The organism is Sphingobacterium sp. PCS056, assembly GCF_023273895.1.
Classification (GTDB): Bacteria; Bacteroidota; Bacteroidia; order Sphingobacteriales; family Sphingobacteriaceae; genus Sphingobacterium.
This window is the reverse complement of sequence record NZ_CP096883.1, coordinates 3,770,514-3,797,039: the sequence shown is the minus strand read 5'-3', so window position 1 is coordinate 3,797,039 and position 26,526 is coordinate 3,770,514. Positions and strand designations below refer to the sequence as shown.

General features: G+C 36.5%; 24 protein-coding genes. 14 read left to right on the top strand and 10 right to left on the bottom strand.

The features are described 5' to 3' along the window. Positions 1-122 precede the first annotated feature (122 nt). Both MUB18_RS15905 and MUB18_RS15900 read left to right on the top strand, forming a co-directional pair. Positions 123-437 (top strand): hypothetical protein, encoded by a 315-nt coding sequence (locus MUB18_RS15905; RefSeq protein ID WP_248753809.1) that lies wholly within the window; start codon positions 123-125, stop codon positions 435-437. 329 nt (positions 438-766) lie between these two features. Then, positions 767-1,234, top strand: a complete 468-nt coding sequence (locus tag MUB18_RS15900; protein ID WP_248753808.1) for a GyrI-like domain-containing protein — start codon at positions 767-769, stop codon at positions 1,232-1,234. A 406-nt stretch (positions 1,235-1,640) separates the two neighbouring features. On the opposite strand, the gene MUB18_RS15895 is transcribed toward MUB18_RS15900, so the two are convergent. Beyond that, positions 1,641-2,333, bottom strand: coding sequence for a DUF1080 domain-containing protein (locus MUB18_RS15895; protein WP_248753807.1), 693 nt, complete (start codon positions 2,331-2,333; stop codon positions 1,641-1,643). Positions 2,334-2,863: 530 nt separating this feature from the next. On the opposite strand from MUB18_RS15895, the gene MUB18_RS15890 reads away from it, so the two are divergent. Both MUB18_RS15890 and MUB18_RS15885 read left to right on the top strand, forming a co-directional pair. After that, positions 2,864-3,289, top strand: a complete 426-nt coding sequence (locus MUB18_RS15890) for a hypothetical protein (RefSeq protein ID WP_248753806.1) — start codon at positions 2,864-2,866, stop codon at positions 3,287-3,289. A gap of 21 nt (positions 3,290-3,310) precedes the next feature. Continuing rightward, the gene (locus MUB18_RS15885) at positions 3,311-3,763 is read left to right on the top strand and encodes a DUF1905 domain-containing protein (protein WP_248753805.1); all 453 of its coding nucleotides are present in this window, start codon (positions 3,311-3,313) and stop codon (positions 3,761-3,763) included. A gap of 86 nt (positions 3,764-3,849) precedes the next feature. On the opposite strand, the gene MUB18_RS15880 is transcribed toward MUB18_RS15885, so the two are convergent. Next, positions 3,850-4,473 (bottom strand): MCP four helix bundle domain-containing protein, encoded by a 624-nt coding sequence (locus tag MUB18_RS15880; RefSeq protein ID WP_248753804.1) that lies wholly within the window; start codon positions 4,471-4,473, stop codon positions 3,850-3,852. Between the two features lie 482 nt (positions 4,474-4,955). On the opposite strand from MUB18_RS15880, the gene MUB18_RS15875 reads away from it, so the two are divergent. The 5 genes from MUB18_RS15875 (at position 4,956) to MUB18_RS15855 (ending at position 10,610) form a co-directional block, all read left to right on the top strand. After that, positions 4,956-6,077 (top strand): vWA domain-containing protein, encoded by a 1,122-nt coding sequence (locus MUB18_RS15875; RefSeq protein WP_045754795.1) that lies wholly within the window; start codon positions 4,956-4,958, stop codon positions 6,075-6,077. A gap of 65 nt (positions 6,078-6,142) precedes the next feature. Beyond that, positions 6,143-7,609, top strand: coding sequence for a sigma 54-interacting transcriptional regulator (locus MUB18_RS15870; RefSeq protein ID WP_248753803.1), 1,467 nt, complete (start codon positions 6,143-6,145; stop codon positions 7,607-7,609). 396 nt (positions 7,610-8,005) lie between these two features. After that, the gene (locus MUB18_RS15865; protein ID WP_248753802.1) at positions 8,006-8,752 is read left to right on the top strand and encodes a hypothetical protein; all 747 of its coding nucleotides are present in this window, start codon (positions 8,006-8,008) and stop codon (positions 8,750-8,752) included. A 72-nt stretch (positions 8,753-8,824) separates the two neighbouring features. Then, positions 8,825-9,850, top strand: coding sequence for a sensor histidine kinase (locus MUB18_RS15860; protein WP_248753801.1), 1,026 nt, complete (start codon positions 8,825-8,827; stop codon positions 9,848-9,850). Position 9,851: 1 nt separating this feature from the next. Beyond that, positions 9,852-10,610, top strand: coding sequence for a LytR/AlgR family response regulator transcription factor (locus MUB18_RS15855; RefSeq protein ID WP_248753800.1), 759 nt, complete (start codon positions 9,852-9,854; stop codon positions 10,608-10,610). 82 nt (positions 10,611-10,692) lie between these two features. On the opposite strand, the gene MUB18_RS15850 is transcribed toward MUB18_RS15855, so the two are convergent. Then, positions 10,693-10,971 (bottom strand): hypothetical protein, encoded by a 279-nt coding sequence (locus MUB18_RS15850; RefSeq protein WP_248753799.1) that lies wholly within the window; start codon positions 10,969-10,971, stop codon positions 10,693-10,695. A gap of 207 nt (positions 10,972-11,178) precedes the next feature. Here MUB18_RS15850 and MUB18_RS15845 point away from each other — a divergent pair, with 207 nt between their 5' ends. Beyond that, positions 11,179-11,700, top strand: coding sequence for a GNAT family N-acetyltransferase (locus MUB18_RS15845; RefSeq protein ID WP_248753798.1), 522 nt, complete (start codon positions 11,179-11,181; stop codon positions 11,698-11,700). Between the two features lie 455 nt (positions 11,701-12,155). Here the strand turns inward: MUB18_RS15845 and MUB18_RS15840 are convergent, their stop codons facing one another. The 3 genes from MUB18_RS15840 to MUB18_RS15830 all read right to left on the bottom strand — a co-directional run bounded on the left by MUB18_RS15840 (position 12,156) and on the right by MUB18_RS15830 (position 16,519). Next, on the bottom strand, positions 12,156-13,292 hold the full coding sequence (locus MUB18_RS15840) for a hypothetical protein (RefSeq protein WP_248753797.1): 1,137 nt from the start codon (positions 13,290-13,292) through the stop codon (positions 12,156-12,158). 298 nt (positions 13,293-13,590) lie between these two features. Further along, positions 13,591-15,810 (bottom strand): TlpA family protein disulfide reductase, encoded by a 2,220-nt coding sequence (locus tag MUB18_RS15835; protein WP_248753796.1) that lies wholly within the window; start codon positions 15,808-15,810, stop codon positions 13,591-13,593. 262 nt (positions 15,811-16,072) lie between these two features. Then, positions 16,073-16,519: a DUF1572 family protein gene (locus MUB18_RS15830; protein ID WP_248753795.1), complete on the bottom strand. Its 447-nt coding sequence runs from the start codon at positions 16,517-16,519 to the stop codon at positions 16,073-16,075. A gap of 600 nt (positions 16,520-17,119) precedes the next feature. On the opposite strand from MUB18_RS15830, the gene MUB18_RS15825 reads away from it, so the two are divergent. Next, positions 17,120-17,569 carry a nuclear transport factor 2 family protein gene (locus tag MUB18_RS15825; RefSeq protein WP_248753794.1) on the top strand — a complete coding sequence of 150 codons (450 nt, stop codon included), beginning with the start codon at positions 17,120-17,122 and terminating at the stop codon, positions 17,567-17,569. A 116-nt stretch (positions 17,570-17,685) separates the two neighbouring features. Here MUB18_RS15825 and MUB18_RS15820 read toward each other — a convergent pair whose 3' ends face one another. From MUB18_RS15820 to MUB18_RS15805, 4 genes are all read right to left on the bottom strand, one after another. Next, positions 17,686-18,162 (bottom strand): hypothetical protein, encoded by a 477-nt coding sequence (locus MUB18_RS15820; protein WP_248753793.1) that lies wholly within the window; start codon positions 18,160-18,162, stop codon positions 17,686-17,688. Positions 18,163-18,675: 513 nt separating this feature from the next. Then, positions 18,676-21,357 carry a TonB-dependent receptor gene (locus MUB18_RS15815; RefSeq protein WP_248753792.1) on the bottom strand — a complete coding sequence of 894 codons (2,682 nt, stop codon included), beginning with the start codon at positions 21,355-21,357 and terminating at the stop codon, positions 18,676-18,678. Continuing rightward, a complete protein-coding gene (locus tag MUB18_RS15810) occupies positions 21,354-22,136 on the bottom strand; it encodes a GLPGLI family protein (RefSeq protein ID WP_248753791.1) in 783 nt (260 codons plus the stop codon). The genes MUB18_RS15815 and MUB18_RS15810 overlap by 4 nt, the downstream gene beginning before the upstream one ends. Positions 22,137-22,311: 175 nt before the next feature. Further along, on the bottom strand, positions 22,312-22,674 hold the full coding sequence (locus MUB18_RS15805) for a hypothetical protein (protein WP_248753790.1): 363 nt from the start codon (positions 22,672-22,674) through the stop codon (positions 22,312-22,314). Positions 22,675-23,012: 338 nt separating this feature from the next. On the opposite strand from MUB18_RS15805, the gene MUB18_RS15800 reads away from it, so the two are divergent. From MUB18_RS15800 to MUB18_RS15790, 3 genes are all read left to right on the top strand, one after another. After that, positions 23,013-23,756: a LytR/AlgR family response regulator transcription factor gene (locus tag MUB18_RS15800; protein ID WP_248753789.1), complete on the top strand. Its 744-nt coding sequence runs from the start codon at positions 23,013-23,015 to the stop codon at positions 23,754-23,756. After that, positions 23,753-25,678 carry a sensor histidine kinase gene (locus MUB18_RS15795; RefSeq protein WP_248753788.1) on the top strand — a complete coding sequence of 642 codons (1,926 nt, stop codon included), beginning with the start codon at positions 23,753-23,755 and terminating at the stop codon, positions 25,676-25,678. The genes MUB18_RS15800 and MUB18_RS15795 overlap by 4 nt, the downstream gene beginning before the upstream one ends. A gap of 327 nt (positions 25,679-26,005) precedes the next feature. Beyond that, entirely contained in the window at positions 26,006-26,473 is a 468-nt protein-coding gene (locus MUB18_RS15790) for a ferritin-like domain-containing protein (protein WP_045756500.1), read from the top strand. Positions 26,474-26,526 lie beyond the last annotated feature (53 nt).

The following is a 26,526-nucleotide window of genomic DNA, read 5'->3' as shown; positions in this document are numbered from 1 at the left end:
TTTGCGAAAGTTGCAAATGAAAAATCTTACATTTAACTATGCCGAGCTTTAAAAAAGTATTTCTTTTTTTAATCGTTTTGTTTTTCTACAAATCAAGTAGTTGTGAACAAGCACCTCTCACGATGATGCAGATCCAAAAGCAATATGGCGGAATTTGGATCGATAAGAAAACAAGTAGATGCTTACAGATAACATTTGAAAATGTCAGTTATGCTACGATTACCGACTGGACCCGTAAATATCAAAGTCGAGAAAGCGGTGATGTTTATAGAGCATTTGTAAAAAACGGCAGATTGGTGATGCCTGAGGACAGGGAGCATCATGCACCGTACGGTGAAATCGAGGTGAAAAACAACAAACTCATATACCGTACAAAGCCCAATGGTATACTGAAATCATCAACTTGGGATAAACAGATATTCACCAGAGAGAGATAATCAAAATCTTTAGTTGAGTTACAGAAATCAGGTTAGGTAATCATATTCCAGAAAGTCAGAATAGGATGATTATGTTGCTTAAAATAAGTCGAAAAAATAAACAGGACCTAATCTACTTTAAATATTTTTAATCAGACTGAACAACAGGAACGGTCGTTAGCATTTTATACATTTGGAAATCAATCTCTTTTTTTGAAAGAGATATCATCTATACTTGTAGCTCTCTTTATCAGTATATACATTTAATTCAATAGTAATCCTTCTGCTGACATACTGCTGTCAGTCGCCCTGACTATTTTCGTTAAATATTAAAAATCATCGTGTACAATATGGAGAACATCACTATTCAAAAAAAGAAGATTATCGGTATGGTCATTAGAACTACCAATGAAAATGGACAGTCGGCAAATGATATCGAATTATTATGGCAAAAGTTTTGGAAAGATGAAACCATACATCAGGTCGAGCACAAGATCAGTAACGATATTTATGCGGTCTATACCCACTATGAAACAGATTTTACAGGGTATTACGATACTATTATTGGCTATGAAGTGAGTGTATTTACAGCCATTCCAGAAGGATTCGTTAGTTTGGTTATCGAAGGGGGAAATTTTGCTAAGTTTGTGTCTACAGGAAAGATGCCGGAAGCTGTATTCAATACATGGTTGGATATTTGGGCTGATCAGGAGTTTAATTTGAAAAGAGCTTATAAAGCAGATTTTACCGTACATGGTGAAAAATACAATGATGGTCCCGAGGCCGAGGTGGAGACCTATATCTCGGTAAAGAATTGAGTTATCCTATTTAGCGAAGATAAAAAGTTATCAGAAGTTTGAGATCCGTATACAGAGGTTTTGTAATTGTATTTTATGATTTTCTGATATGCATGTTCTCGAAGATGTATTGCTGGAAAAGATATTATATCGTATAGTATCAATGTACCAATTTCATTTTCATACAGCAAATTAGCTTGTAGTATAAAAGTAAAAATATCAATATTTGAAGGTTTCTTTGTTGAAAAAAGTGACAAGCTTATGTTAAGTTGAATCAATGAGGATAATTAAAAACAGCTACAGTTCGCAAAATACAGAATACCATTATCTAATGGAAGATATTGGTATTCTGTGTATATGAAATAGAGGTTTAAATCTGTACCTGGATATTCGCAAGCAAAAATAGTATAGTACTAATGGTATCGTTTTATTTGGAAAGATGTGTTATCGGAGTTAGTAAAACCTTACGGAACTCTACTTCAGCACCTTCAGCTTGTAGTGCAATCTGTCCACTATTTGCGGTACAGTCGTAACCTTCATTTACAAGGTCACCATTCACCCATACTTTGATCTTCCGGTCTAAACATTCGATCCTCATGTTATTCCATTCGCCAAGCGGTTTTTCCGAGCGATCGGTAAGATTTATAATGCGACGATTTTTACCCTCTGTAATGCCCCATTCAGCTTCCTCACCACGACGTCCAACCATATTTGGAACTTTAATATCCTCTACAATACACCAAAAGTCTCCCGCATTTTCATGCATCATCTGTACCTCAATAGATTTTGGAAACATTCCATAAAGTGCGCGTGGGATAGAAGCATGCACCAGTACACCACAGTTGCCTGGTTTTCCTGCAAAACGGTATTCGACTTCTAAGCTATAGTTTTGGTACGATTGATCAGTTATAATATGACCATTTGGTGTACCCATACTGACCAACATTCCTTCTCTGACAAGAAAAGGACTTTTTACAGTCGTATTTTTGTCCATTTCTGGAACATCGATATGCCAACCTGTTAAATCTTTGCCATTGAAAAGGCTTTTTGATTGAGCACATGAAGAAAAGGAAATCGCTAAGCTACTGACAATAAAAATCGCTGAATAATAGAAGTTCATATTTGGTTTAGGTTTGAGTTATTATTATTGTTAAAACAAACATACATAATAATTTTCATAGGAATAATATTTGTGCATCAATTTTTACGACCATTTACTTGTGTTCTAAACGATTAAAAATTGGAAAGGGTTCGGATCATTAAATTCGAAAATATTCATATAAAAAAGTACTGAAAGCTCTTGACTGTAAATAAAATCCAAGAGATCTAAACTTAACAATGACTGGATGTTCCTAATAAACACTTATAAAAAGTTGTGATCACTGCTGACATAGGGTTGTCTTTCTTCGACTTACTTTTGCCTAAGTATAAATTAAGATTATCAATAATGATTTGAATAAATAATCACTCCGCCAAAGTAATGGAGTTTACAGGCTTTAGGAAGAAGAAGGATGTATCAGATGATGAGCTTTTGTTAGCGGTATTAAAATTTGAAACCACATTGTCACTACAGCAGGGACTAGTTTTTCATTGCCTAGTCAGAAACTATGATAACGAGTATGCAAATGTCTTATTTATCGAATCCATTCAATGTCTAAAAGATTTAGAAAATCATATCGGTATCTTCCTGAAGTTAAAAATTTCTTCAATTTAATTGAACCCAAAAGTGTACAAGTTGAATATCATGAAATACAAAAAGAGAGTTTTCAAATTCCAGCTGTATTTTCATGTGTAGAGAGGGGTATATTTTCTATACGAGTGGATCATCATGTTTATGACTTACTCCAGATATCACAAAATATAGAAGAGCAGTATTTAAATATGTTTGATAATACACAAGCTCACTTTATTGGAAGGATCAACGCGAACACCTTTTCAGAAATAACGCTAGGTAAAACGCTTGGCGCTACAAAAAAGACCTGCATGGGATACCTCGATGACCCTTCTTGTCAAGAATTGCTGGCAATAGCAGATCAAGATAGTATGGAACTTGATTTTTGGTATCTAATAGCTTGAATGATGATGAGCCAGATCTCGTTGATTGATAAAATATATATTCTCGAAGGCTTTGAAGGGAAGGGAGGATGGACTTTTGCCCGAATACCTGAAATTGTACCTCGCAAAGATGTGCGCTTCGGTTGGATAAGAGTTAGGGGAACCATCGATGGTTATGAAATTAAGAACTATAGGCTACAGTCAATGGGAAATGGCATCCTTTTTTTACCCATAAAATCCGAAATTAGGTGTAAAATTAAAAAAGCAAAAGGAGATCATGTGCATATTATCTTGTATGAAGATGAGCTTCCAACGGAGATGCCTGAAGAAATGGAACTCTCTTTAAAAGATGATCCTCATGTTTATGAAAAATTTTCATTGTATCCGGAGAGTAGAAAGAAAAAACTAATTGAATGGGTGTATTCTGCAAAAACAGATGACATAAAAGTTGAAAGAATAGTTAAAATAATCAATGAAATTTTATTCAAAAAGTAAGATATGTATCAAAGACGTCCTATAATTGACATTAATTTACACAGCAAAATGATGACCCTATTAGGCTATAAATTTAAGCACTATACTTAATTTAGACGATGATCTTTTGGAACTTTGGCACCCATATCTACTTTAGCGGAAAATACCAATATCTGAATTAATACGGCGATAACGATCAGGATCACGATTTCAATGTAAGACATTAACCTACTCGTACTCGTCATGCTCAATACTTCATCTAATTTCACCTTTCCTTCCTCCACTTGGATAGAAGATAAGGTTTCCAAAGTCTGGCGGGCATATTTACTGATTTCAATTGCTTGGGCATGATCGGTGGCATTGAAATTTTGTGTTATTTGTTGAATATAGATTTTAAATTTATTAAAATTAATATTTTCTTTATCTGTCAGCACTGTTTTTTCATAAAGAGTATTCAGTTGATCGATTTTTTTCAATTCCGAATGAACTTCTTTCGGTGAGAAATTAGCTGTAGATAATAAAATTAGCAATTTGTCCATACGATTAGAAAGTTTGTGAATATAATCACCCACTACTAAGCGATCCGAATATAAAGACGTCACCGATTCGTTAATTCTTTTGACCAAGCGTTGTTCTTGAATATTGGTCAACATCACTAAACAAAGGACGGAGAAAAATAACATCGCAACCTTAATTTTATTTTTCACGGTAAAAGTCCACATTGTTCGCATATTTTGTAAAAAAACTGAATAATAGCAATTTAATAAAAATTAAGCTAAAGCAGAAATACGTAGTTTTTAAAGCGAAGAGGACCTGATCGATAAAACAAATCAAAATCCTGAGTTTCGGTACTACTTGAGTAGTTTCGAAGTAAGGATAGACATGAGGCTCAATTTCGCGACTTATTCGACCAATTTGATGGAACGTCTGGAAAAATACCTGCTTCAAATTGTCCTATTTTCTTATTCTTTAGGTACGTAATTGCTCAAGGAAGTATTAAACATAAATGCAAATTCGTCTAGCAGATCTGTGTACAGGAGATTTTAACTCTGCAATAAAAACAGGTGAGCAATACGTCTTTCTTCAAATATCATCTTTAAATCATTAAGGACCCGATGATTCTTTATAAGGATTATTATTTCGTAAATTCATCCTGCGAAGCTATTGCGATATCACGATGTACATAGCTTCATCATGCAAATAAAATGAATCCATGAAAAACACTACACGAAATAGGGGTTTTATCTTTAAGCAATATGACGAGCCGTTTCAAACGCCTTTTGACAAATTATTTGATATTTTCAAAGAACTGATTACTCATACCTCCGGTGATTTTGATGAAGCTATTGATTGGTTACGGCAGTTGGACAAAGAATTTAAACTGACCACTCCAGAATATACCATAGACGATTTCATTGCTGATCTAAAGAATAAAGGATATATCAGAGAAAAATTGGAGCAAGATGGCAGTGGTGGGGTAGATATTACCTCTAAGTTGGAAAAAGCATTACGGCAGCATGCATTGGACCAGATTTTTGGAAAAATGCGAAAAGGAAAATCAGGCAATCATAAAACCAATCATCAAGGGCGGAGTGACGAAAATATGGGTGATTTTAGAAGTTATCAATATGGAGACAGCCTGGAGAAAATAGCTTTGACCGAGAGCTTGAAAAATGCCCAGATTAATCATGGTATAGGAGAGTTTGCCTTATCAGAAAATGATCTTGTTGTCGAAGATACGCAGTTCAAGTCACAGATGAGTACGGTGTTGATGATCGATATCAGCCATAGTATGATTTTATATGGGGAAGACCGGATCACACCCGCAAAAAAGGTGGCAATGGCCTTATCAGAGCTTATCTTGACACGGTACCCAAAAGATTCACTGGACATTATTGTCTTTGGTAACGATGCCTGGCCTATAGCGATAAAAGATCTACCATACCTGCAAGTGGGACCTTTTCATACCAATACGGTTGCGGGATTGAAATTAGCGATGGAGATACTCAGACGTAAGCGACATGCAAACAAGCAGATATTTATGATTACCGACGGAAAACCGAGCTGTCTAAACATGCCGGATGGTAGTTATTATAAAAATCCAATGGGTTTGGATCCTTTTATTACCAGTAAGTGTTATAGCATGGCAGCACAAGCACGAAAGCTGGGCATACCCATTACAACCTTTATGATTACATCAGATCCCTATCTACAGCAATTTGTTGACGAATTCACAGCATCAAATCAAGGGAAGGCTTATTATACAGGACTTGGAGATCTCGGAGAAATGATTTTTGAGGATTACGAAGAAAATCGCAGAAAAAGAATACGATAAGCAATTACCTGAACGAAAATAGGATATACATTTTGCGCAACATTTGCGCTTTATTAAAAGAACATATGGATTACACGAAGAATACGACATTTGGCGCACTGAAAGCTTCAGGTTACAGGCCAAAGACAATAAAAGAAGAACTGCGACAAAATCTGATTACAAAGATAAGCAAAGGCGAATCTGTATTTAATGGAGTATATGGATACGAGGACACGGTTATTCCAGAACTTGAAAGAGCGATATTATCCAAACATAATATTAATTTACTTGGTCTCCGCGGTCAAGCAAAGACACGACTAGCGAGGCTTATGGTTGACCTGTTGGATGAATATGTACCTATGGTACAAGGTTCAGAGATCAATGATGATCCCTTTAGCCCAATATCACGCTATGCAGTGGAACTATTGAAGGAAAAGGGCGATGACACACCAATTGATTGGCTTCATAGAAGTGAACGTTTTGCCGAGAAACTGGCCACACCCGATGTCACTGTAGCGGATTTGATTGGCGATGTAGATCCGATCAAAGCAGCAAATCTGAGATTGAGTTATGCAGACGATCGTGTGATTCATTTTGGCATGATCCCACGAGCCAACCGCTCGATATTTGTTATTAATGAACTGCCCGATCTACAGGCGAGGATCCAGGTAGCACTTTTCAATATATTGCAAGAAGGAGATATTCAGATCCGCGGATTTAAATTGCGCCTTCCGCTAGATGTACAGTTTGTCTTCACCGCAAATCCGGAGGATTACACCAATAGGGGAAGTATCGTGACGCCTCTAAAAGATCGAATAGGATCACAGATATTGACGCATTATCCCGAAACAGTGGAGATAGCGAAGACCATTACCGCCCAAGAAGCTAACTTGGAAGCTGCACAAAAGGAGCAAATATACGTTCCTGAACTTGCTCGAGAATTGATTGAGCAGATTAGTTTTGAAGCACGAAATAGCGAATATGTTGACGAGAAAAGTGGTGTCAGCGCACGTATGAGCATTACCGCATTTCAGAACTTATTAAGCACTGCCGAGTTGCGTATGCTTAAAAACGGAGCAGGAGCTACTGCTGTACGATTGAGTGATTTTATGGGTATTGTCCCTGCTATAACCGGTAAAGTTGAGCTCGTCTATGAAGGAGAGCAAGAGGGAGCTGCTACTGTCGCGCTGCAGTTGATTGAAAGTGCAGTTAAAAGTCTATTTCTTAGCTTATTTCCAAAAATTGAGAAGTTTGAAAAGGAAAACCAACGCTATCCGTATGATGACATTGTTCGCTGGTTCTCAGAATCGGAGGGTATCGAACTGTCCGATGAACTCCATGATGTAGATTATGAGTGCGTATTGGACCAAGTAGCACCTATCCGTACTTTAATACAGCAATACCAGCCGCAAACGAAACCCGAAGATTCCTATTTTCTAACCGAATTCATTCTTTGGGGACTCACATTGCATAACAAATTAAGTAAATATAGAGTAGGCAGTGGTCTGCAGTTTCAAGATAAATTTCAAGAATATCTGAGAAACAATTTATAATAACATAAGTCTTTGCTTGCTCTGAGTAAATGATTCACTAGCAGTGGAAGTAATTCTGACACTGTTAGTGAGTTTATTTGCTTTACTTCACCGTCATCTTTGTTATCAACTTTCCTTTTATGATCCCTAATTCCTTCTCTTATTCCCCTTTATCTTCTTAGGCATTTTACGAAATTCCTCTTATAGAAATTCATACCAATCCAGTTCAGAATAATACCACTCATTAAAATTAAAAAAGGCGGAAGAGATCATCTCATTTTATTTAAATAAAGGACGGAATATGGGCATTCAACTTAAATTTTCCTGTACTCATTTACTTTATTCCTGCTTCTATTATTCTATATGCGGTTGTCACATGATCTTGCCCTAGTTTTGCTATACCAAAAAATAAAACAGATGAACAGAGAACTAGCCTTTTTAAGAACATTCGCAATAACGTGCGGAATCGGTATGACTTTATTGACCACTTTGGCATTTAAAAAGTATGGAAATCATAAATTTAATGAAATAGACGTCGAGCGTATTAACATTGTAGAGAAAGATGGTACCATCAAAATGATCATCACAAGTGTGGATAAATTCCCGAATGGTCAAGAAAAAATAAACGGAAAATCGACTAATGCAGATCGAAAAAAACGTTCCGGAATGTTGTTTTTTAACGAGGATGGAATAGAGTGTGGAGGTTTTATATACGATGGCAAAAAATCAGAAAATGGGCATAGTTCAGGTTTATCGCTCACTTATGATCAATTTGATGGTGACCAAGTGATGCAATTATTAACGCAAGACTACCAGAAGGGAGATAAAAGGTTTGTGAGTAGTTCTTTGTCATTTAATGATCGACCAGCAAAAGAATCGCAAGCCAAAACGATGGAGATCATGAAAGAATTGGAAGCTCTCCGTAAAAAGGATCCTAAACTGATGCAAGAAAAATATAAATTATATGAAAGGGAAGGATTAATTGGTGGTGCCCCCCGCTTAATGCTTGGGAAATCTAGAGAACAAAATAATGGACTATTTCTCTTTGATGATAAAGGTATGCCTAGAGCAATGTTTTATGTTGATAAAAATAATGTAGCAAAGCTAGACTTTTTAGATGAGAAAGGAAATACGATCGATTCGTTTCCGAAAAGAAAAGAATAGTATCATATCCTTTTGCAAATAGTCCTATAGGTTTAAAGGACTATTTTTGTAAATTGATACATCAAATATATCATGAGAGATTTTCTAAGAAAAATAGAGAAAAATAAATATTTTCTAACATTCGTTTTATTATTTGCTTATGCACAGTCCATTCAAACCAGGATCCGGATAAGAGGTGAAATCAATGTTTATATTTTTACACCCGAAGCTGCGATCATGACATGTGTTGCTGCCAGTTTACTATTTTCAATCATCAAGTTTTATATCAGAAACTGGCAGAAATCATCTGTCTTTAGCTTAAGTGAAGTCATTAAAATCTTTAGTGCATCTTTACTGAGTTATGTTTTATTGATAAAAGCACTAGGTTATGTGATTGCCTTATTGTTTGATACTGTACAGCGAAATTTCAATAGCAAGACATTAGCTATTTCTACATTTTCAGATTTTATGGACGGAATAATTTTTGGTAGTTTTTTTCTAGCATATTATTATTATAGTAAAAATAAAAATCATCAACAGGAATTATCCATTTATCATCAGGCACTGCTAGAAAGTAGAATAAGCCAACTTAAGGCGCAGCTTAATCCACATTTTCTGTTTAATAATTTAAATATACTTGATCAGTTTATCGAAGAGGACCAACAAAAAGCATCATCATTTTTGAATGAGTTTGCTGAAATTTATCGCTATGTTTTACATGCCTCAGATAGAAAAATTGTCACCATTCATGAAGAATTAATCTTTGCAGAGCAATATTTCAAATTAATACAGTATAAGTATGGAAATGCCTATCAACTAAACATAAAGACAATATCTAGCGTTGGCTACATCTTACCACTCACGCTGCAATTACTCATTGAAAATGCTGTCCAACATAATATAGGAACAGAGGAAAATCCCGTAATCATCACCATAGAGATTACCACTATATGCACTGTATCCAATACGTTAATTCCGAAACAAAGTATGAAATCAAGATCGGGAAGAGCTTTGAATAACCTGAAAGAACAATATAAATTATTGACCAATAAACCGATTGAGATCCAAAAAAGCGAAAGCGATTTTTCTATTTTTATACCCGTGATATATACACTATAAGATGATAAAAGTACTTATTATTGAAGATGAAATTCCTGCAAGAAAAAAGATAAAAAGATTGCTCGAAGAACTGAGTACACCCAACCAAGTACTAGCAGAAATTGATACAGTAGATACAGCGATTTCCTTCTTAAAAAATAATACTGTGGATTTGATATTTTCGGATATAGAACTGTTGGATGGTAATGCATTTGACATCTACCGGGAGATTCATCTCAATTGTCCAATTATTTTTACTACAGCTTATGATCAGTTCTGGATGGATGCATTTGACACTAACGGTATCGCCTATTTATTAAAACCATTTTCGAAAGAACGCTTTCAAAAAGCTTGGGATAAATTCTTGTTGTTACGAAATACAGAAGATGTGATGATAGAAAGAATTGCAAAGTTAATGGAGCAAAACTTTTCAACAAAGGCATATAAAAAAAGATTTACCATACGTCTTCATCAGGGAATTTATTTTTTAGACACTGAAAAAATCACCTTTTTTGAAGCCTCCGATGGCGTTTTATTTGCTTATGATATCTTAGGTAAAAAACATGTATTGAGTGAGTCGACTTTAAAAGAAATAGAAGAGCAGCTGGAACCTTCAGATTTTTTTAGGATTAACCGAAGCGAACTTATTTGCAAAAAATATGTAGAAAAAATAGAACGCTACAACAAGAATTCATTAGCGGTAAAACTACAAGGACATCAAGAATATCTTAAAACCAGCCAAACGATGACAGCAGCTTTCCGAAGTTGGATAGAAGATTAAGTGATGCGGATTTAACTACCGTGAATATCAGAAAGAAATTGAATGAAATCAACAACACCCCACAAATGTTTTTGAATCCTAATTATTTCAACTCAATAATTTTATGGTTATTATTACTTTGTTTGATATCTTGTTCAATAGCAATAGTTAGATTTGAAAATACTGTTAGTACAACCAATACAATTAGGGCTAAAGGAAATATGATACCAATAACGATAGCCCATAGAAGTGAGATCTGCAAGTATACTTTCCCATCACTAGCGGAAACTTTAAGTTTAGAAGATTGCAAACAATCAAATGCTTTTTTAAAACCATTGGAGATTGTTTTGCTATTGATGTCGAAGATTGTTTTAGTTTTCATGATAAATATGTTTATTTATGATTCAAAAATAACTCGATTTAGTTTTGGAACTAATTGCTAATAGGCGGATGAGGATAGAAAGTCGGTAAACCAGTACTATATTACGGTTAGTCAGATTATTTCTGTAGCTCTGGATTAAAAAAAATAATAATTTTATAGAAATATAAGACCAAAATGATAAATATAGATTTCTCAACTTTTCCTAATTTGGAAACAGAAAGACTTAAACTGAGACGTGCCGATTTAAAAGATGTCAATGAACTATATGCACTCCGATCTGATACAGAAATAATGAAATATATTCCTCGTCCTGTAGCTACAACTCTAGACGAAATATCAGAATTTATTAAACTAACTGATGAAAAAATTAACAGTAGTGAGCTGATTAATTGGGTTATTACCATAAAAGGTAATCCCAAAATGATTGGTACAATAGGTTATTATTATATTAAACCTGAGCATTACCGAGCAGAGATAGGTTATATGTTACTTCCCGAATTTCAAGGACGAGGTTATATCACAGAAGCAATAGCAAAAGTAGTTAACTATGGTTTTACGGAGATGAAACTGCACTCCATTGAAGCAATCATAGACCCACAAAATTTTGCTTCCGCCAAGGTATTAGAGAAATGTAATTTCAATAAGGAAGGACATTTAAAGGAAAGTGAGTTTTATAATGGAAAATTTCTCGATACCGTTATTTATTCAAAATTAAATGACTCTGTGTAGTAAAAATAATTTAAAATAGTTAGGATTATACACAGGACTACAACATTCAAAAGAATATAGTGTGCAGCCATTCATATCCGTTTCCTATATTCTTTTGGAGTAGTAACTAATTGTTTTTTCACATATCGTTGTATCCATTCCGAAGCCGCAATTCGGGTATTAACTTTGCAAATATTATTGAGATATTTGGGTGTGATATTGAGTTTATCACTATAAACGCAAACTTCTCGTTCAGTCTGACCATTTTCCGGTGCTAACTGCGGTGACGAATACTAAAAGAATCGAGATTAACGTCATCTTTCATCACTCTATCTGAATTGAATAGGCGAAAAATTCTTTTCACCTATTCAGTTTGAATGAGCTATATATCAAAAGGGCATTTGTTTGAATCAACGTTTCAATACATGTCCAGGTATGGATGTCAGGAGTATAGGAAGCCGGCTCTAATGCGTATCTTAATGATCTTTTTTGCCTCTATTTTGAGCTTTAGTTAAAGTTGGAATATAAACCAAATAGTCGTAACCTTTTATAATTCTTTCCAGTGTCAAATCCTCCACTTTAAGCTTCTTTTTAGAAATTGCTTGTTTCAAAGGCCTTAAATCAAAAGCATACCAATTGTCATCTTTTACCACGGTTAGGAAAGCTTTATATTGTTCTAGATCAGCCAATGTTTCACCCTCTTCCTTTCCGGTGATCATAATGTGTAATGACTTCCTGTAGTTTGCATCTTCAATATTGGCCACCAGGTTTCCAAGATCGAAAATTTCCATTAAACTTTCTCCTTTAGGCATGTGATTAGCACCATATTTGAAAAGATTCTTTTTGTTTTTCCATTCAGGGAGTTTTTCAATCACCAAGTGTTTTATGTATTGAATTCTTAACCCATGAATTCGATTTAAATACAGTTCTTTGCTTAATTGGAGTGCTGCAAGCTGCTCTTTCTCGTTAGCTGATAAATTGAGCGTGCTCAATGCGCTCATTTTTGCTACAAAATCGTCAGAGAACAAATAGAATGTGCTGTTGTTTTTTGTATCATAAGCAGCAGAATTAGCGATCATCTGCTTATAAATTTCTTTTGCCTTGGTATTTTTGGATTGTTTAATCAATTCCGAAAAGAGTAATTGGTCTGAAAATAGACTAATTTGCTCAGCTCCATAGATGTTGATGTTCTGATCAACGATGTTTTTGAATAAATCGAACTCAGTTTCTCCTTTTAAAAAAGATAAAGCTGAACCTGATTCATCACGGAATTTATCCAATTCTGCAGGAGATAAGGATTTAATTTTTTTTGTTATGGTGTTGGTGGTATAGGGATCAATTTCCAAAATATAGTTGTCGAACTTGATATTATTGATAATCGCATTTGTAAAGTAAGGAACTTCATTGGTAAAATGTGACTCGCCCAATAATACAGAATTGTTTTTGATGATTTCATCTTGAAGGGTATCCCATCCCTTGCCTTCGAAAGTGTTGCTCTTGTTTTTTTTAAATGTAGAGTAGTTTTTTTGAATTATACTATCCATTAATGTGGTTTGAGCATAATTGAAATTTGCAATAAATAAGGTTAAAATTAGGAGGTTGGTTTTCTTCATTTCTTTTTTTTAGAAAGATACAATAAATTGATAAATAAATTGATTTTGTCGAAAGAATGTTGAATATAATGGGAAAAATAGGCACTCTTTTTTTAACCCTAAAGGATCCATATAGTACATAACAAAACACAGATCAGCCTACAGCAACACATGCTGTACTATGCCAACAAGGTCACTGTAGGCAACGTGTCCAATGGCAGCTGTCAAGCCCAGAATTATGCTATATTTTTGTTTGTTGCCTCAACTCTTATAGATAGCATAACAGCAAGAATGGATCACAAGTTTCAATATTTTTTGTCTAGGACACCGGAACCGTATATAACTTGCTTAATTCAGAGACCAAAGTCTCCCAGTTGAATCCAAATTCCGTAGGAATTAATTTTCCTTCAGGTGTTATGATATATTTACTTGGGTATCCACGCACTTTATAATTTTGTTCTACTTTAGAGTCGGACATCAATACCGGTATATCGTAATTATTGTTTGATAAAAATCGTTGTACTTTTTCTTTTGTATCACTACAAGCTATGCTCATAAAGTTGATTTTACTCATTTTATCCTGCTTTAGCGCTAGGTAATACTGGTTTAATTTGGGCATTTCAGCGACACAAGGACCACACCAGGTACCCCAAAAATCGATAACGGTCCATTTTCCGCTCAATTGTGCGGATGAGAACTCCTTATCCTGTATGTCTTTTAACAAAAATGATGGCGCATCTGCAAGTTTGGGAACAATCTCTTTTTTGAAAAAATCACTGAAATTGCTTTCATTATAATTTTCACGATAAAAAGTGGACAAGCTTTTAAAACTACTCGCTGGATTATTCAGAAACTCCTGTATATAGTTTTGAAGAGCAATATCCTTCTTGCCCTTCTTACTTAATAAAGCCATATAATCGTCATTATAGTTCTCTTTTGATTTCAAAAATACGCGATCATAGAAACTTCCATGTTCCTTTTCAGCTGCACTTTTTGGAGAATAATAGGCCGCTTTTTCCAATAATAGGAGCGCCCGATCTTCTTGGTCTACTGGTGTCATTCCATAAGCCAGATAATATGCATATGCCAAATGAGCTTTTTGTAAGAACCGTTTCTTATTTGACTCGTCTTCATATAGAACACTAATTTTATCGATGATTTTCTGCATCGTCTGTGCATCATATCCTGCATGCTCAGCAAGTAGCTTCTGTATCAAAAGAGCATATCGACCGGCATTTCCTTGGTTCCAGTAACTGTTATCCATGTTTAGGATTTCATTTTGGATTTGTTTAAGGCTATCTACATCCTTTATCTGCATTGCTGTGGTCCAAAGGTACAAGGGTCTAGCCGCTACTCGCTCTTTCTCGCTAAGCTGATTGGCAATAAGTTGGGCCTTCTGCAAGGAGGCGCTGTCAAGAGATAAGATGTATTGACTTAGCGAATGTTGCAGATAATCGAAGAGTTGCACATCATTCAGGAGTGGTATGATTTCTTTAAAGTCATGGTCTGAAATATTATCGGATGTAACCCTGTTGCTGAGATGATAAGTACCGGCTATCAGCTTTGGAGCTATAGATGATAATGCATCATCATACTGCTTATTCCGCAACTTTTGCAAATGGCCCAATTTATTTTTGATGTAATCGCGGTTGTCTGCATATTTTGCTTCGTATAAATCTATATAACGTTGTACTTTGAGACTATCCGTTTTATCTTTAGTATTTACTGCGTTGCTCCAATAACTACCTGTTATGAGCATATCATAATAATCATTTTCAATTACTGCTGCAGTATAGTTGCTAGCGCGCTGTATCGATTTGGCAAATTGGCCGCTTATTTTTTTTCCATTTGCATCTAAAAATGAATAGTTAGATTTTCTAGATTCATCGACTACAAGGTGCGTTTTTGGATCAAAGCTCGTACTGCCTTCCAATGTCGAAGAGCTGTCTACTTGTGAATAATGGATAGCAATCACCGATTTATCTTGCTTCACCATATGATATGTCATACCATTTTTTGTGATATCTGATGTTTTCAATGCATTTTCATCCGACGATGATATTTCTGCAAAATAGAGCGATTGCAAAAGGTTACTATATTCTGAAAATGTATTGTTTAAAGAATTTTCAAAAACATCATCTTGTATTTCCCATGCTGCAAGCTGTTGTTTTATTTCATCTTTCCATTCAAGTGTATCGATGTTGACCAGTCCTTTATTGACTGTAAATTGAAATGGTTTTTTCAAACCATAGATATTGGAAATTGCCGCAGTCGACGTCAAGAAATTCTCTCCTTTGTCCAAGTCAGCAGTAGAGAATAAACAGTCGCCATTTTTGTTCTCAAAACCAACTATGCGCAATTGCATAAGATCCCCTTGTTTGGATGATTTCTTCACCTTTTCTACTGCTATATAATAGGTTTTTTCATCAGCATTTCGGTTGTAACTGCTGTTTTGTTTGACAATATAATGAACGGTTGGTTTCTTTTGCGCCACAGCAACTTGTACACACAAACTGGCCACTAGGAGTAGGTACTTCATCGGTTAATTGGTTAAATTACTCTAATATAGGAAATTTAATAGAAATAATTATGTCTCAGAGGAATTTTAGGTAATGAAGTAATTTTAATTACGGATAATTTATTTAAATATGCATTTGATTCACCTTAGTTGGAGTGCCATGCATAATATGATGAAGCAACAAGTCATAGTTTTATCCTTTACATGTTGGACGAAGTAGGAATGACCATATCTAACCGAAGTCGTTTAGCCATATTTTTGCAGTGGCCTGTTGTGCACTTTTTCATTTTTCAATTAGTCGTCTGTGATAGTTTACTTGCCCAAGATGATAAGCCAAATGAGTGGCTAAGTGAACTAAAAAAAACTCAGTAGAGGTCTTATTGTCAAGTACCAAAATTGGGTATTCGGCTTCTAAAAGATTTTCATCAAAATGATCCAATGTCTGGTTAATCATTTCTATCGTATTTTCAACCATTTGAATTAATTCTTGCCTTGATATATCTTTAGATGAAAACTCTAATTCCCGATTTCTTACATAACCTGTCTTGCCTAATTCTCTTCCAATGTAAGTATTTAAATTGCCGACCAAATGCAAACAAAGATTACCTGCCGAGTTATTTATTTGGCCATTAATTTTCCAAATATCAGATTCGCTTTTGTACTGTTTGACTTCAGAGATCAATTTGTTTAAATCTCTGTGGAATAATGTCTTTAGTGTATTGATAATCATGATCTTAAAATTAATTTTCGTTTTAAAATTGTTACAGCGTCGCTTACGATTTAAAGTTTAGTACTCACACAAAGACGCTTTGGCAAGATCTTGCTACCATCAAGTAAAATAGTTACCCGTTATCACTAGTCACCGCGGTTATTTTTTTCTGTAAAGAATCAAAAAATCCCATCAGTAATATGATGCCAACAAAAACACTTTTTTACGAAGTCGCTATTTATAGCTCTAATATAATAACTTTCACAACAATGATAGAATTCTCAGCTGTTTTAAAAAGATATCTTTATGAGCTCTCATCAACATACACGATCAAATCACAGCTTATAAAAAGAACGTTCAACTTCTATTTATTGACTCAACTATCGTATTAAATATTGAAGTAGAGCCTTGCTGTGCATGATCATTAAATTAGTTTTACCTACCCATTTCTACCATTCACCGAGTTTTTAGTTGGTTTAGTCTAATTGCCATATAGGAGGCACGATTAACACCCTACTTTTGAATCAACAATTACGTCAGCATACATCCGAGTTTGAGTTGGTGGATGAGGGGCTGATGCAATTACGAACAAAAAAACTAACAATATAACATAAAGACAATATGAATACTTTAGCAAAAACATTCGCAGTAGCAGCCTTGATCGCAGTATCTACATGCACCATGGCAGCAGGCAAACCCGTAGGAGACAATTCTAAAAAAGCAGTAGTAAACTTATCGACAGCAGATCTCGCTATCGACCATTATGTCGCAGTTATGACCGAAGGGCAGTCAACAGGAGTAGAGCAGCTTTTTACATCTGAATTCAGTCAAAAAATCCAAGCCGCAACAGATAAAACGAATAGCCGCCGAGAAGTTATCTCCTTATTGAAAAAGCAAAAAGGCGAGCAGTTGAACTGTAGGACAAACACCACAATCGTGGAGCAGTCAAGTAACTATGTAGTTGCAAAAGTGAGCCAACAATTTGAAGGGTTTACCAAGACCGATTTAATTACTTTGGTCAATGACGGCGGAAATTGGAAAGTATCCCAATCTATCAACTCTTATAAGTAATTACTGTTTAATCATATGTTTAGTAATGGCCACGTCGACAGATGTGGCTTTACTTTTTAGAGTACTCCGTTGTGTTGCGCGATAACTTTTTTGAAAGAGACTCGTCCACAGCCGGATTACTCGCGCAAATCTGCAGTAGAAGCCACTAATTCCAGCTCCTTATTACATATAATAAAAGAAAAATCTGTGCTTATATTATTACTGTTGTAACGGATGATTTCTTCCGATTCTAAATCACTTAATGTTAAGGGATAATTTGGATCTTTTTGTACGATTAATACATTTTTGTAAAATAGCACATAACCCAATAGGGGTAAGTGAGCATTCATTTGATTATTCAGATAGTTTGTGTAACAAATGATCGAGTGCTCGTCACCAAAATCAACTTCAAAATCCACCCGCTGCTGTGTCACCAGAATACCTTCATTTCCATAAATTTGAACGACACCGATTATCTCTGGATTGCCCGTCAACATCGCCCAATCGGGGAGAGCATAAACAAATTTTTCACTGTAATCAGCTTCTATTTTTTGTTTAGCCAAATCGGCTCCCTTTTGGGTTATCTTAGTATGGATACCATTAAATCTGTTCATATCTTATTCCTATTTGTTTAAAAATAGTATTCTTTTTGATTCTCTTTTTTTTAACCATTCCGTTGGTATAGATGCTTGCACAAACCATTTATACTCCTTGCTGTTTTTAAGTGGCTATAATAAATGCTTTAATCGCCCTGTTTTTTCACTTCGTGTCATAGTTGCAGGATTTTGCATGACCATAATCGCGTTGAAAATATTTTTAACCTCTCCTTAAGTTTGAGTAGGAGCATCGTTGATCTGTTATTCAAAATTACATAGAATAGTTCTACTAGCGCATCCCAATAATCGGGGATATTACAAAGGAATGTAGACGATTGAACTTAGTGGGAAGTTCTTCTCGTCATGTAAGCTCATTAAATAAAGTGTTGGTTTTAATAATGAAGAGCTTACTTTTTCGTAATCTAGAGCTTTCCACGCAAACTACAAAAAAAGAGTACAATGTTTTTGCTTAGATGTAGACGCGGTACTGGTACATGCCAATCCACAGAAACTATACCATCCAAATATTCATCAAAAATTATAGTTGATCCCCAGCGCAAAATAGCGCGGCAAAAGGCGGTATTCGGTTACAGCCCGATATGTATCAGTAACAATGGCATTCCTAAATTGACGGTTGTTAAATAGGTTTTTGGCCGATATATTAAATTTGGTCTTGATTTTCTTGGCATCATAAGAAAGAGAAAGATCCGAAAAGAAATATGTTTTGGGCGATTCAGAGAGAAAATCACCAAAATGATAGGCTTCATTTTTCATATTGGCCTGAATATCCTTGACAACATGGAAGAAAAAATGCAGAAAACTGTAGGTATTTTTTAGTTTATCTTGGTTGTCACTCTTGAAAGATCTAATCTGTATCTGCGATCCGGTATGTATGTTCAATCTGGATTTCCACACACTTCTAAATGACACACCATAGTCGTAGGAACTGGAAGCAATGCTACGCCTTCCTACACCGACGATACTGGCTTCATAAGCTGAAAAATCTGCCCCCATATCCAACCTGAAATTCCCATTTACCAACTTGACATAATAATTGAGTTGTGCTTTATAAAACATTGTTTTTTTATCTTTCAGCAATATCTTCTCCGTTAGATTAAAATTAGGATTTAGTATGCGTTGGCTACTGATGTAATCAAACATTGTTTGATGACCAAAGGAGAAATTGGCGAAAAATTTATCCAGCATATTACCATAGGCATAGGTGATTACCGCAGCAGAGTTGTTCAATGTAGCCATCTCGTCGAGGCCTTTTACAAAATTCCGGACGCCAGTATTAAAATAATTTGGCGCGACATCCATCAGCTCAGTACTAGTTTGTTGGAAAGAAAGTTCGCCTTCCAGCTTCCCCTTAGGATGTATTAACCATTTTGTAGACAAGCTCGGAGAAATCAACCAGTTATTTTGACTCGTTGCGATGCCATCATGACGTAAATCACGCTGTATAAATCCCGCACGCAACTGGGGGGTCAATTCCCACTTCCTTCTTTTTACAGTATACTTGGTCATGAAATGCGTATTATTGGTCCTAAAATTGATCCCATTTGAAAATCCCGAAGGGCGGATTTGGCTGCCATCTTCCCGCTGCAATATAAAGTCAGTCACCAGTGTCTGATTCTTGTATTCATTGGCAATAGCCACTTCCATAAAGTCACCACCTTGCTGTCTCTTTACATAATGCGATGTGACCCCGACATACTGAAGGTCATTTTTGGCATGCTGGTCGACATTCGAGATCCCTTTAATCTGAAACAGGTCCTCGTAATAATATTGATCGATATGATAATCCAATGGTGATTTTTGCATAATCCAACGGGCAGAACTCACAATAGCTTCGTTGTCCGACAGCTTATAAGTATGTGTTAAGAGCTGGTTGGTCAGAAAGCCCTTCATTTTGCTCAGTTCTGTGGTACCTTCGCCATTAAGCAGCAGAGCCCCATTATCGTATTTACCCAGTGATCCCAGACTTCCGGTGTAGATCAAAGTAGAGCGACTGTTGACATCATATTGCATCTCCCATCTGGAATAATAATTATTTATTTTCTTATCAAGTTTATATCCTTCAGTATAGCTAAATTGAATATCCTCAATATCATATTCTTGCACTGTATTTCGGTAGAACGTTTTTTTTGTTGGATTTGCAAAACCTAGCCATTTGATCTTGAGACGCTTTGAAGGATTCAAGATCGTATTGAAAGACAGTAGCTTATCATGATTAAAATTAGTCCTTCTATAATCAAAACCCGGTAGGTCGGGAGTATTGTCGATAAGAGTGGGAGTGGTGAGACCGACACCGATTTGGCCAGGTTCACCAGTTTGTCCCGAGTAAAGCAAATGATTGATACTGCCCACGGCATCTACACCGTTATTATTAGCTGTTCCCAACAAATAAAACTTGTTTCTTTTTCCAAAGTTCATCACATGAATATTGGCTTGGTAAAATAACGGTTCGAACGGCGTTCCAGAAGCTGATACCGAACCCAGCCATTGATTTTTACTGTCTTCTTTAAGTTGTAGGTTCAATGCGACTTTATCTGAATTTTCAATCCCTTTCAAATGTTTATTGTTCGAATAACGTTGTAATACCTGCACTTTATCCAACGGTTGTACCGACATGTTTTGTGTCAATAAACGATAGCCCTTTTCAAAAAAATCATCTCCTTCTATCATGACTTTCTCGACTTCCTTTTCACCAATTTTGATACTGCCATCGCTACCGATATTCAGTCCGGGAATCTTTCTCAGCAGATCCTCCACGTTACGTTCATCGCCCTGCAGAAATGATTTTACATCCAGTTCTATAGTATCCCTGCCACGTCTATAAGGACGCTTTGCGTTAACCACTATCTCCTGCAGTCGCTCCACACCGCCAGTTATAAGCGCTATGTTAATCAAGGTGTCAGTCAGCGTCGGTCCAATTACTTTTGTCACCGGTTCATAGCTTAATGATTTGAAGCTGACAGCAATTTTACCTGTTTGACCTATAAGTAAACGGTATCTGCCATTCCCATCTGTAAAAGAGTAAGCTATCAAGGCCGAAGTTCCCGCTAGGCGGGCATCTACCCGAACCCCTCCGAGGGGCACCCCCGCAGTCGTTACCTGTCCATGAATAGCTACCTGCGCCTGCACACAATAAACGACAGACCATAGGCCGATCATCAATAGATAGCGATACAGACCAACATGATTAATCATTTTCCTTTAACTGATTCCCATTCATAAACCTGCTCAACAGTACCGCGTACTTTATTTCTTTCCACCGTCACACCATCCATTACAGGCATTTTGCTTTCCATGATGCGCATCTGTTCTTCTATCAGTACCTCATCTTTCTTGACATAATCTTCCAATGATAATTTAGGCAACGAAAGGATATATTTTTCATCTACCGGGATATCCCCATTGTAGGGATAGGAGACTTTTTTGAGCATCCAGTAATTCGGGTTAGCACTTTCATTGTACAACATCACGATCAGTCCCGGAAGTCCTCCAAATTTGTAAGGGCCGGCCGGTACCGGAATTTCATTTGTGTAGTAAGCGATCAATGTCGTACCTCGATATTTCGCTGTCGCCTTATGACAGATATACTGACCCAAGGTGTCCGTTTCCGTATAGTTGGTGTTCCATTCGATATCAGGAAATTTATCTGTCACCAAATAATTCTTTCCTTGGAGTGTACGCGTTTCCACCAAGTCACTATTCCCATCTTTCTGTATCACGATGCTCCTGTAGTTTGTACCGGTATTCAGCATCATCGAAAAATCAGCAGATAATTCATCATTTTCCGCATCGCCTGCAGCAGAAGCGACCGTTATAGAATCGCGTACTGCAGTCTTCACAGCATCGGCATAATACACCTGTTCACGAAAAGTCGCCATAGCAGAAGGAATATATTCATACTCGACTTGCAATTTTTGCGCCTGTACATAATCGGCTGAACAGTATAATAGGAGAAATAATAAGTAGTATTTCATAAATTTAAAAGTGATGAAAGTGCTGTTTCCTATATGCGTCATCGACAGCAATAGGAAACAGCGCCCTTCTAGTAGATATCATATACAAGACTAAAAGCCCTTCTTATTCTTGCGAAAAAAATGTCGCAACTAGGAAAGCCCTTCTTCGTTACCCAAAAAGGCTAAACATAATTCATTAACCTACGTTGTAGACAACTGCTTGATAAATATGCATATAGCTGGTTCTCATATGTTTAAAATAAGCTCCGCAATTATCCCAAGAGAATCCGTAACCATTTTCGGCCCCCAGCTCATAACTGTGGTTATGTGTAGTGGTCAGCTGTCCAGACGAATTATAAACTCTGAGGGTATACACACAGGTTTGACCGACAGCATTTCCCGTCTGGGTTTGTTTCACTTCCTCCGTTACATGAACTACATTTGTCCCGACCTTCATTTTGTGTACAGTGGTTGTATTAACCGATTTTTCTGCAGCAGCTTTTTCACCTGAATCTGCAAAGGCAGCTGATGACATCACAGTCAGCGCTACCATACTCATAAATAATTTTTTCATTTTTTCATTTTTTTAGTAAAACCATTGCGTAGGACAAGCCTAGGCGTTAATTGATGATTAAAAATAATACCCATTGTGCTTAGATGTGCAAATCCTTTATGATTCGCTATTTCCGGTTTACAATCCGTCACACAATGATGACAACTGGCCTAATTTGAACTATAAGAGCTCGCAATTCTGGTCTCATTGCGAGGACAAAACTTAAAAAGTGTCAACTTGAGGATTTTTAGACGGTTTGTAAAAACTACAAACGAATTGTAAACGAACTAAAGCAACAAACCCAGTAATATATTATCTTTAGCGTAAATAAATACATGACCTTTATGATCAAAGTTGTTATTGTCGAAGATGAGCCGGCCGTCCGTAAAGAGATCAGCTTTCTCATCGGATTGGAAAAAGATGCAGAACTGCTGGGTTGGGCAGACAGTGTACGTACAGCTCAAAATCTGATTGTCGAGACACAACCTGATGTGGTTTTATTGGATATACAGCTTCGTGATGGAACAGCTTTCGATTTATTGAAAAAGCTCGATCCTATTCCTCCCAATATTATCTTTATTACCGCATACAATCATTTTGCCATTAAAGCGATCAAATTCGGAGCATTGGATTACCTGTTGAAACCTGTCGACCAGACCGAGCTCAAAGAAGCACTGGAACGCTTTCGACGACGTCGCCAAAGCCATCCACAATGGATGCAGCAATTGTCAGTGACGCAGAATAGCATGTCCGTAGGCGAGCTTCCTGAAAGCATCGTGCTGAGTACCCTCAACAATATGCGGATTGTATCCGTAAATGATATTGTCTATTGCAAAGGAGATGGGCCATACACATTTTTCTATTTCAGTGACGGCACAGAAGAACTCATTTCCAAACCGCTCAAATATTATGAAGACCTGCTGCCTGCACCCCATTTTTTACGGACACATCAATCGTATCTGGTCAATAGGCAGTATGTGACAGGAATTAACCGCTCAGAGTATATCGTACTTAAAAACAAAGAAGAAATTCCCATTTCCATGCGCCGAAAAAGTGCGATATTGACGCTACTATCAATAAAAAAATGAGACAAACAACACGATTGATACTTTGTGTAGCGCTATGCTTTTGGCTTTTCTCCTGCTATCAGCATAGCAATCCAATTTTTCAGCAAGAAACATCCATTTCAACGCAGATCGATACCTTAAAAAAGGTGACCCTAGCATCTACTAACAGCGACTCGCTGCTTCATGTATGGCAGCAGATGGCTATGAAACCGTCTGTCCTAAAAGATACCCTGCTTCATGTGGAGGTAAAATATCAATTGGCGCGGCTCTACGGTATGCAGAGAAAAGATTCTGCCCGTATTTTAATTGGTCAAGCACTCGAATTGATTGAACCGACAAACGGCAACCTTAAAATGAAGGCACTTATCTACAATGGCTTGGGTAATGTGTGCAGTATGGAGTCACGGCAAAAAGAAGCTGGCTACTATTATAATAAAGCAGCAGCGATTGTTCTATCAGATTCTACCATCGATTTATCTTTTCAAGCAAAATCTGCGATGTTGCTTTCCGCTGCACAAAGCAACTTGAAAACTTTTCAATATGACCTCGCCGAGAAAATGAACCGTGCAGCATTACCACTATGTGATTCGTTGCCCGAGGGTGATATACACAAACAGCGCGTGTTGGTACAATTGATTCAGACATTGAAGATGCGGGACAAACCAGCGGCAAGTTTTCTGCCTTATCTCCGCAGATTGGAGGCCTTACATAACCAGCATCCCGACAAGTACCATATAAGTTACCTATACGATTCCAAGATACAATATTTTAGCACCATCGGGCAGAAAGACTCGCTGCTCCATTATCAGTTGTTAAAAATGCAAAGCGACGAACAGCGCTATGAGACTGAAAAATCGATCGTTGTTATCAACAACCTATTTATTGCCTATTGCAATGTAGCAACCTTTCATCTTGAGCATAACCGTCAGACGTTGGCAGCAGGCTATATTCAACAAGCGACCGATCTAGAGGAAACACACCCAGATGTCATATTTGCCAGTAATGAGATTATTTATCAAGAGGCCTTAGCCGCTCTATACCAATTGCAAGGTAAAAAAGACCAGGCAATAGCTGCATGGAAACATGTATCGATGATACAGAAGGAGGTTTATGAAATGGAAAATACACAAGTCGCGGCGGAGATGAATTCACTTTATCAATTGCAGGCAAAAGATCGTTCCATTCGTACTTTAAATGAGAATATTAAAATCAATCAGCTGCAATTGCAGCAAAATCGCTTATGGCTTGCTGTTTTGGTATTGGGTATCATATTACTGGGTATGATGATGCTGTTTTTATATTATAGCTTTCGTCAGCGTCGTTTCAGAGCAGAAAAAGAAAAGGTTTTATTGCAGCAGAAATTGTTGCGCACACAAATGGAACCTCATTTTATCTTTAATACACTTGCGGCTGTACAAAGTTTCGTTCGTCTGGATAAAAAGGAAGCAGCCATTAAGTACCTCAACCGTTTCAGTCGTTTGTTGCGTAGTAGTTTGGAAATGAGTCGTGAAGATTGGGTTCCATTAAGTGAGGAAATTGAGGCCTTGGAAAATTATATCAGTCTGCAACATATGCGTTGTGAAGAAGCATTTAGCTATACGATCGTACAATCGGAAATTCAGGATCCGGATGGGGTATTGCTGCCGCCGATGTTGATACAACCCTATGTTGAAAATGCTATTCTTCATGGTCTCGATCTGGAGAGCGGAGAGGGGGATATTCATATTCGTTTTCAATTGGAAGATGATCTTCTAACCGTAACAATTGAAGACAGTGGTAAAATAGGAAAAGTAATTGTTGATCCCGCGCATAGGTCGCTTTCGGGCATCATCAGTCGCGAACGTATGCAGTTACTGGGCAAAAGGGCAAGCGTACAAGTCACTAAATCATCCGGAGCCAGTGGAACCATCATTACTATGAAGATTCCTGTTGTATTTGGATGATATTTATATCGAATTCCATATTTAAAAAGTGGGAGTAGGCAGAGTTTAATGTATAAGATATTCTTTGAAGATCATGTTGTGTAGTTTAAATTTGTCAGTAAGCATTCCTAACATTGTCTAATCGAAAAAAGCGAAATATATCTTCATCAAGATGATCTTTGGATCAATTATTTGGCATATCATTTTTTTAAAAATAGGAGCCATACGTTGTCCATGTAATTTATTACCAAATAGTGGTGTTAATACTTGAAATCAATCAGGACAGTGAACTCCTCTTCCGATAGGTTGTTATTCCAGTAGAAATATTTACAAAGTAACTCATGTATTATGGAAAATCACTTGAACAACCCGGAAATTATCAATGACCTGATAAAAATTAATAATGATCGAGTGGAAGGTTATAAAACTGCTTTAGATCTTTCGCATACGCTAAGTTTAGATAGTTTACAGCAATTATTTGCAAAATATGTTTTGCAATCGCAGCATTTTATTGAAGAGCTGAAACCTTTTGTAGTTTTAGAAGGTGCACAGCCAACTGATGCAACCATGTTAAGTGGTAAACTGTTTAGAATGTGGATGAACATAAAAGTAACCATTGCAGGTAATGACAGAAAAAGTTTATTAGAAAGTTGTGAAAAGGGAGAGGATGCGTTTAAGGAAACGTACAAAAAAATTCTGGAAGAGGATAATGATCAATTATCGGTTGAGGTGAAAAATATACTTTTAAAGCAGTTGGATAAACAGCTGGAGGCACATGATGCCATTAAAATGTTGCGTGACGAGGTGTCGCTTTAAATCATGTACCATGAAAACCGAAACGGCAGTCACCGCGAAATTTAAAAATAAAA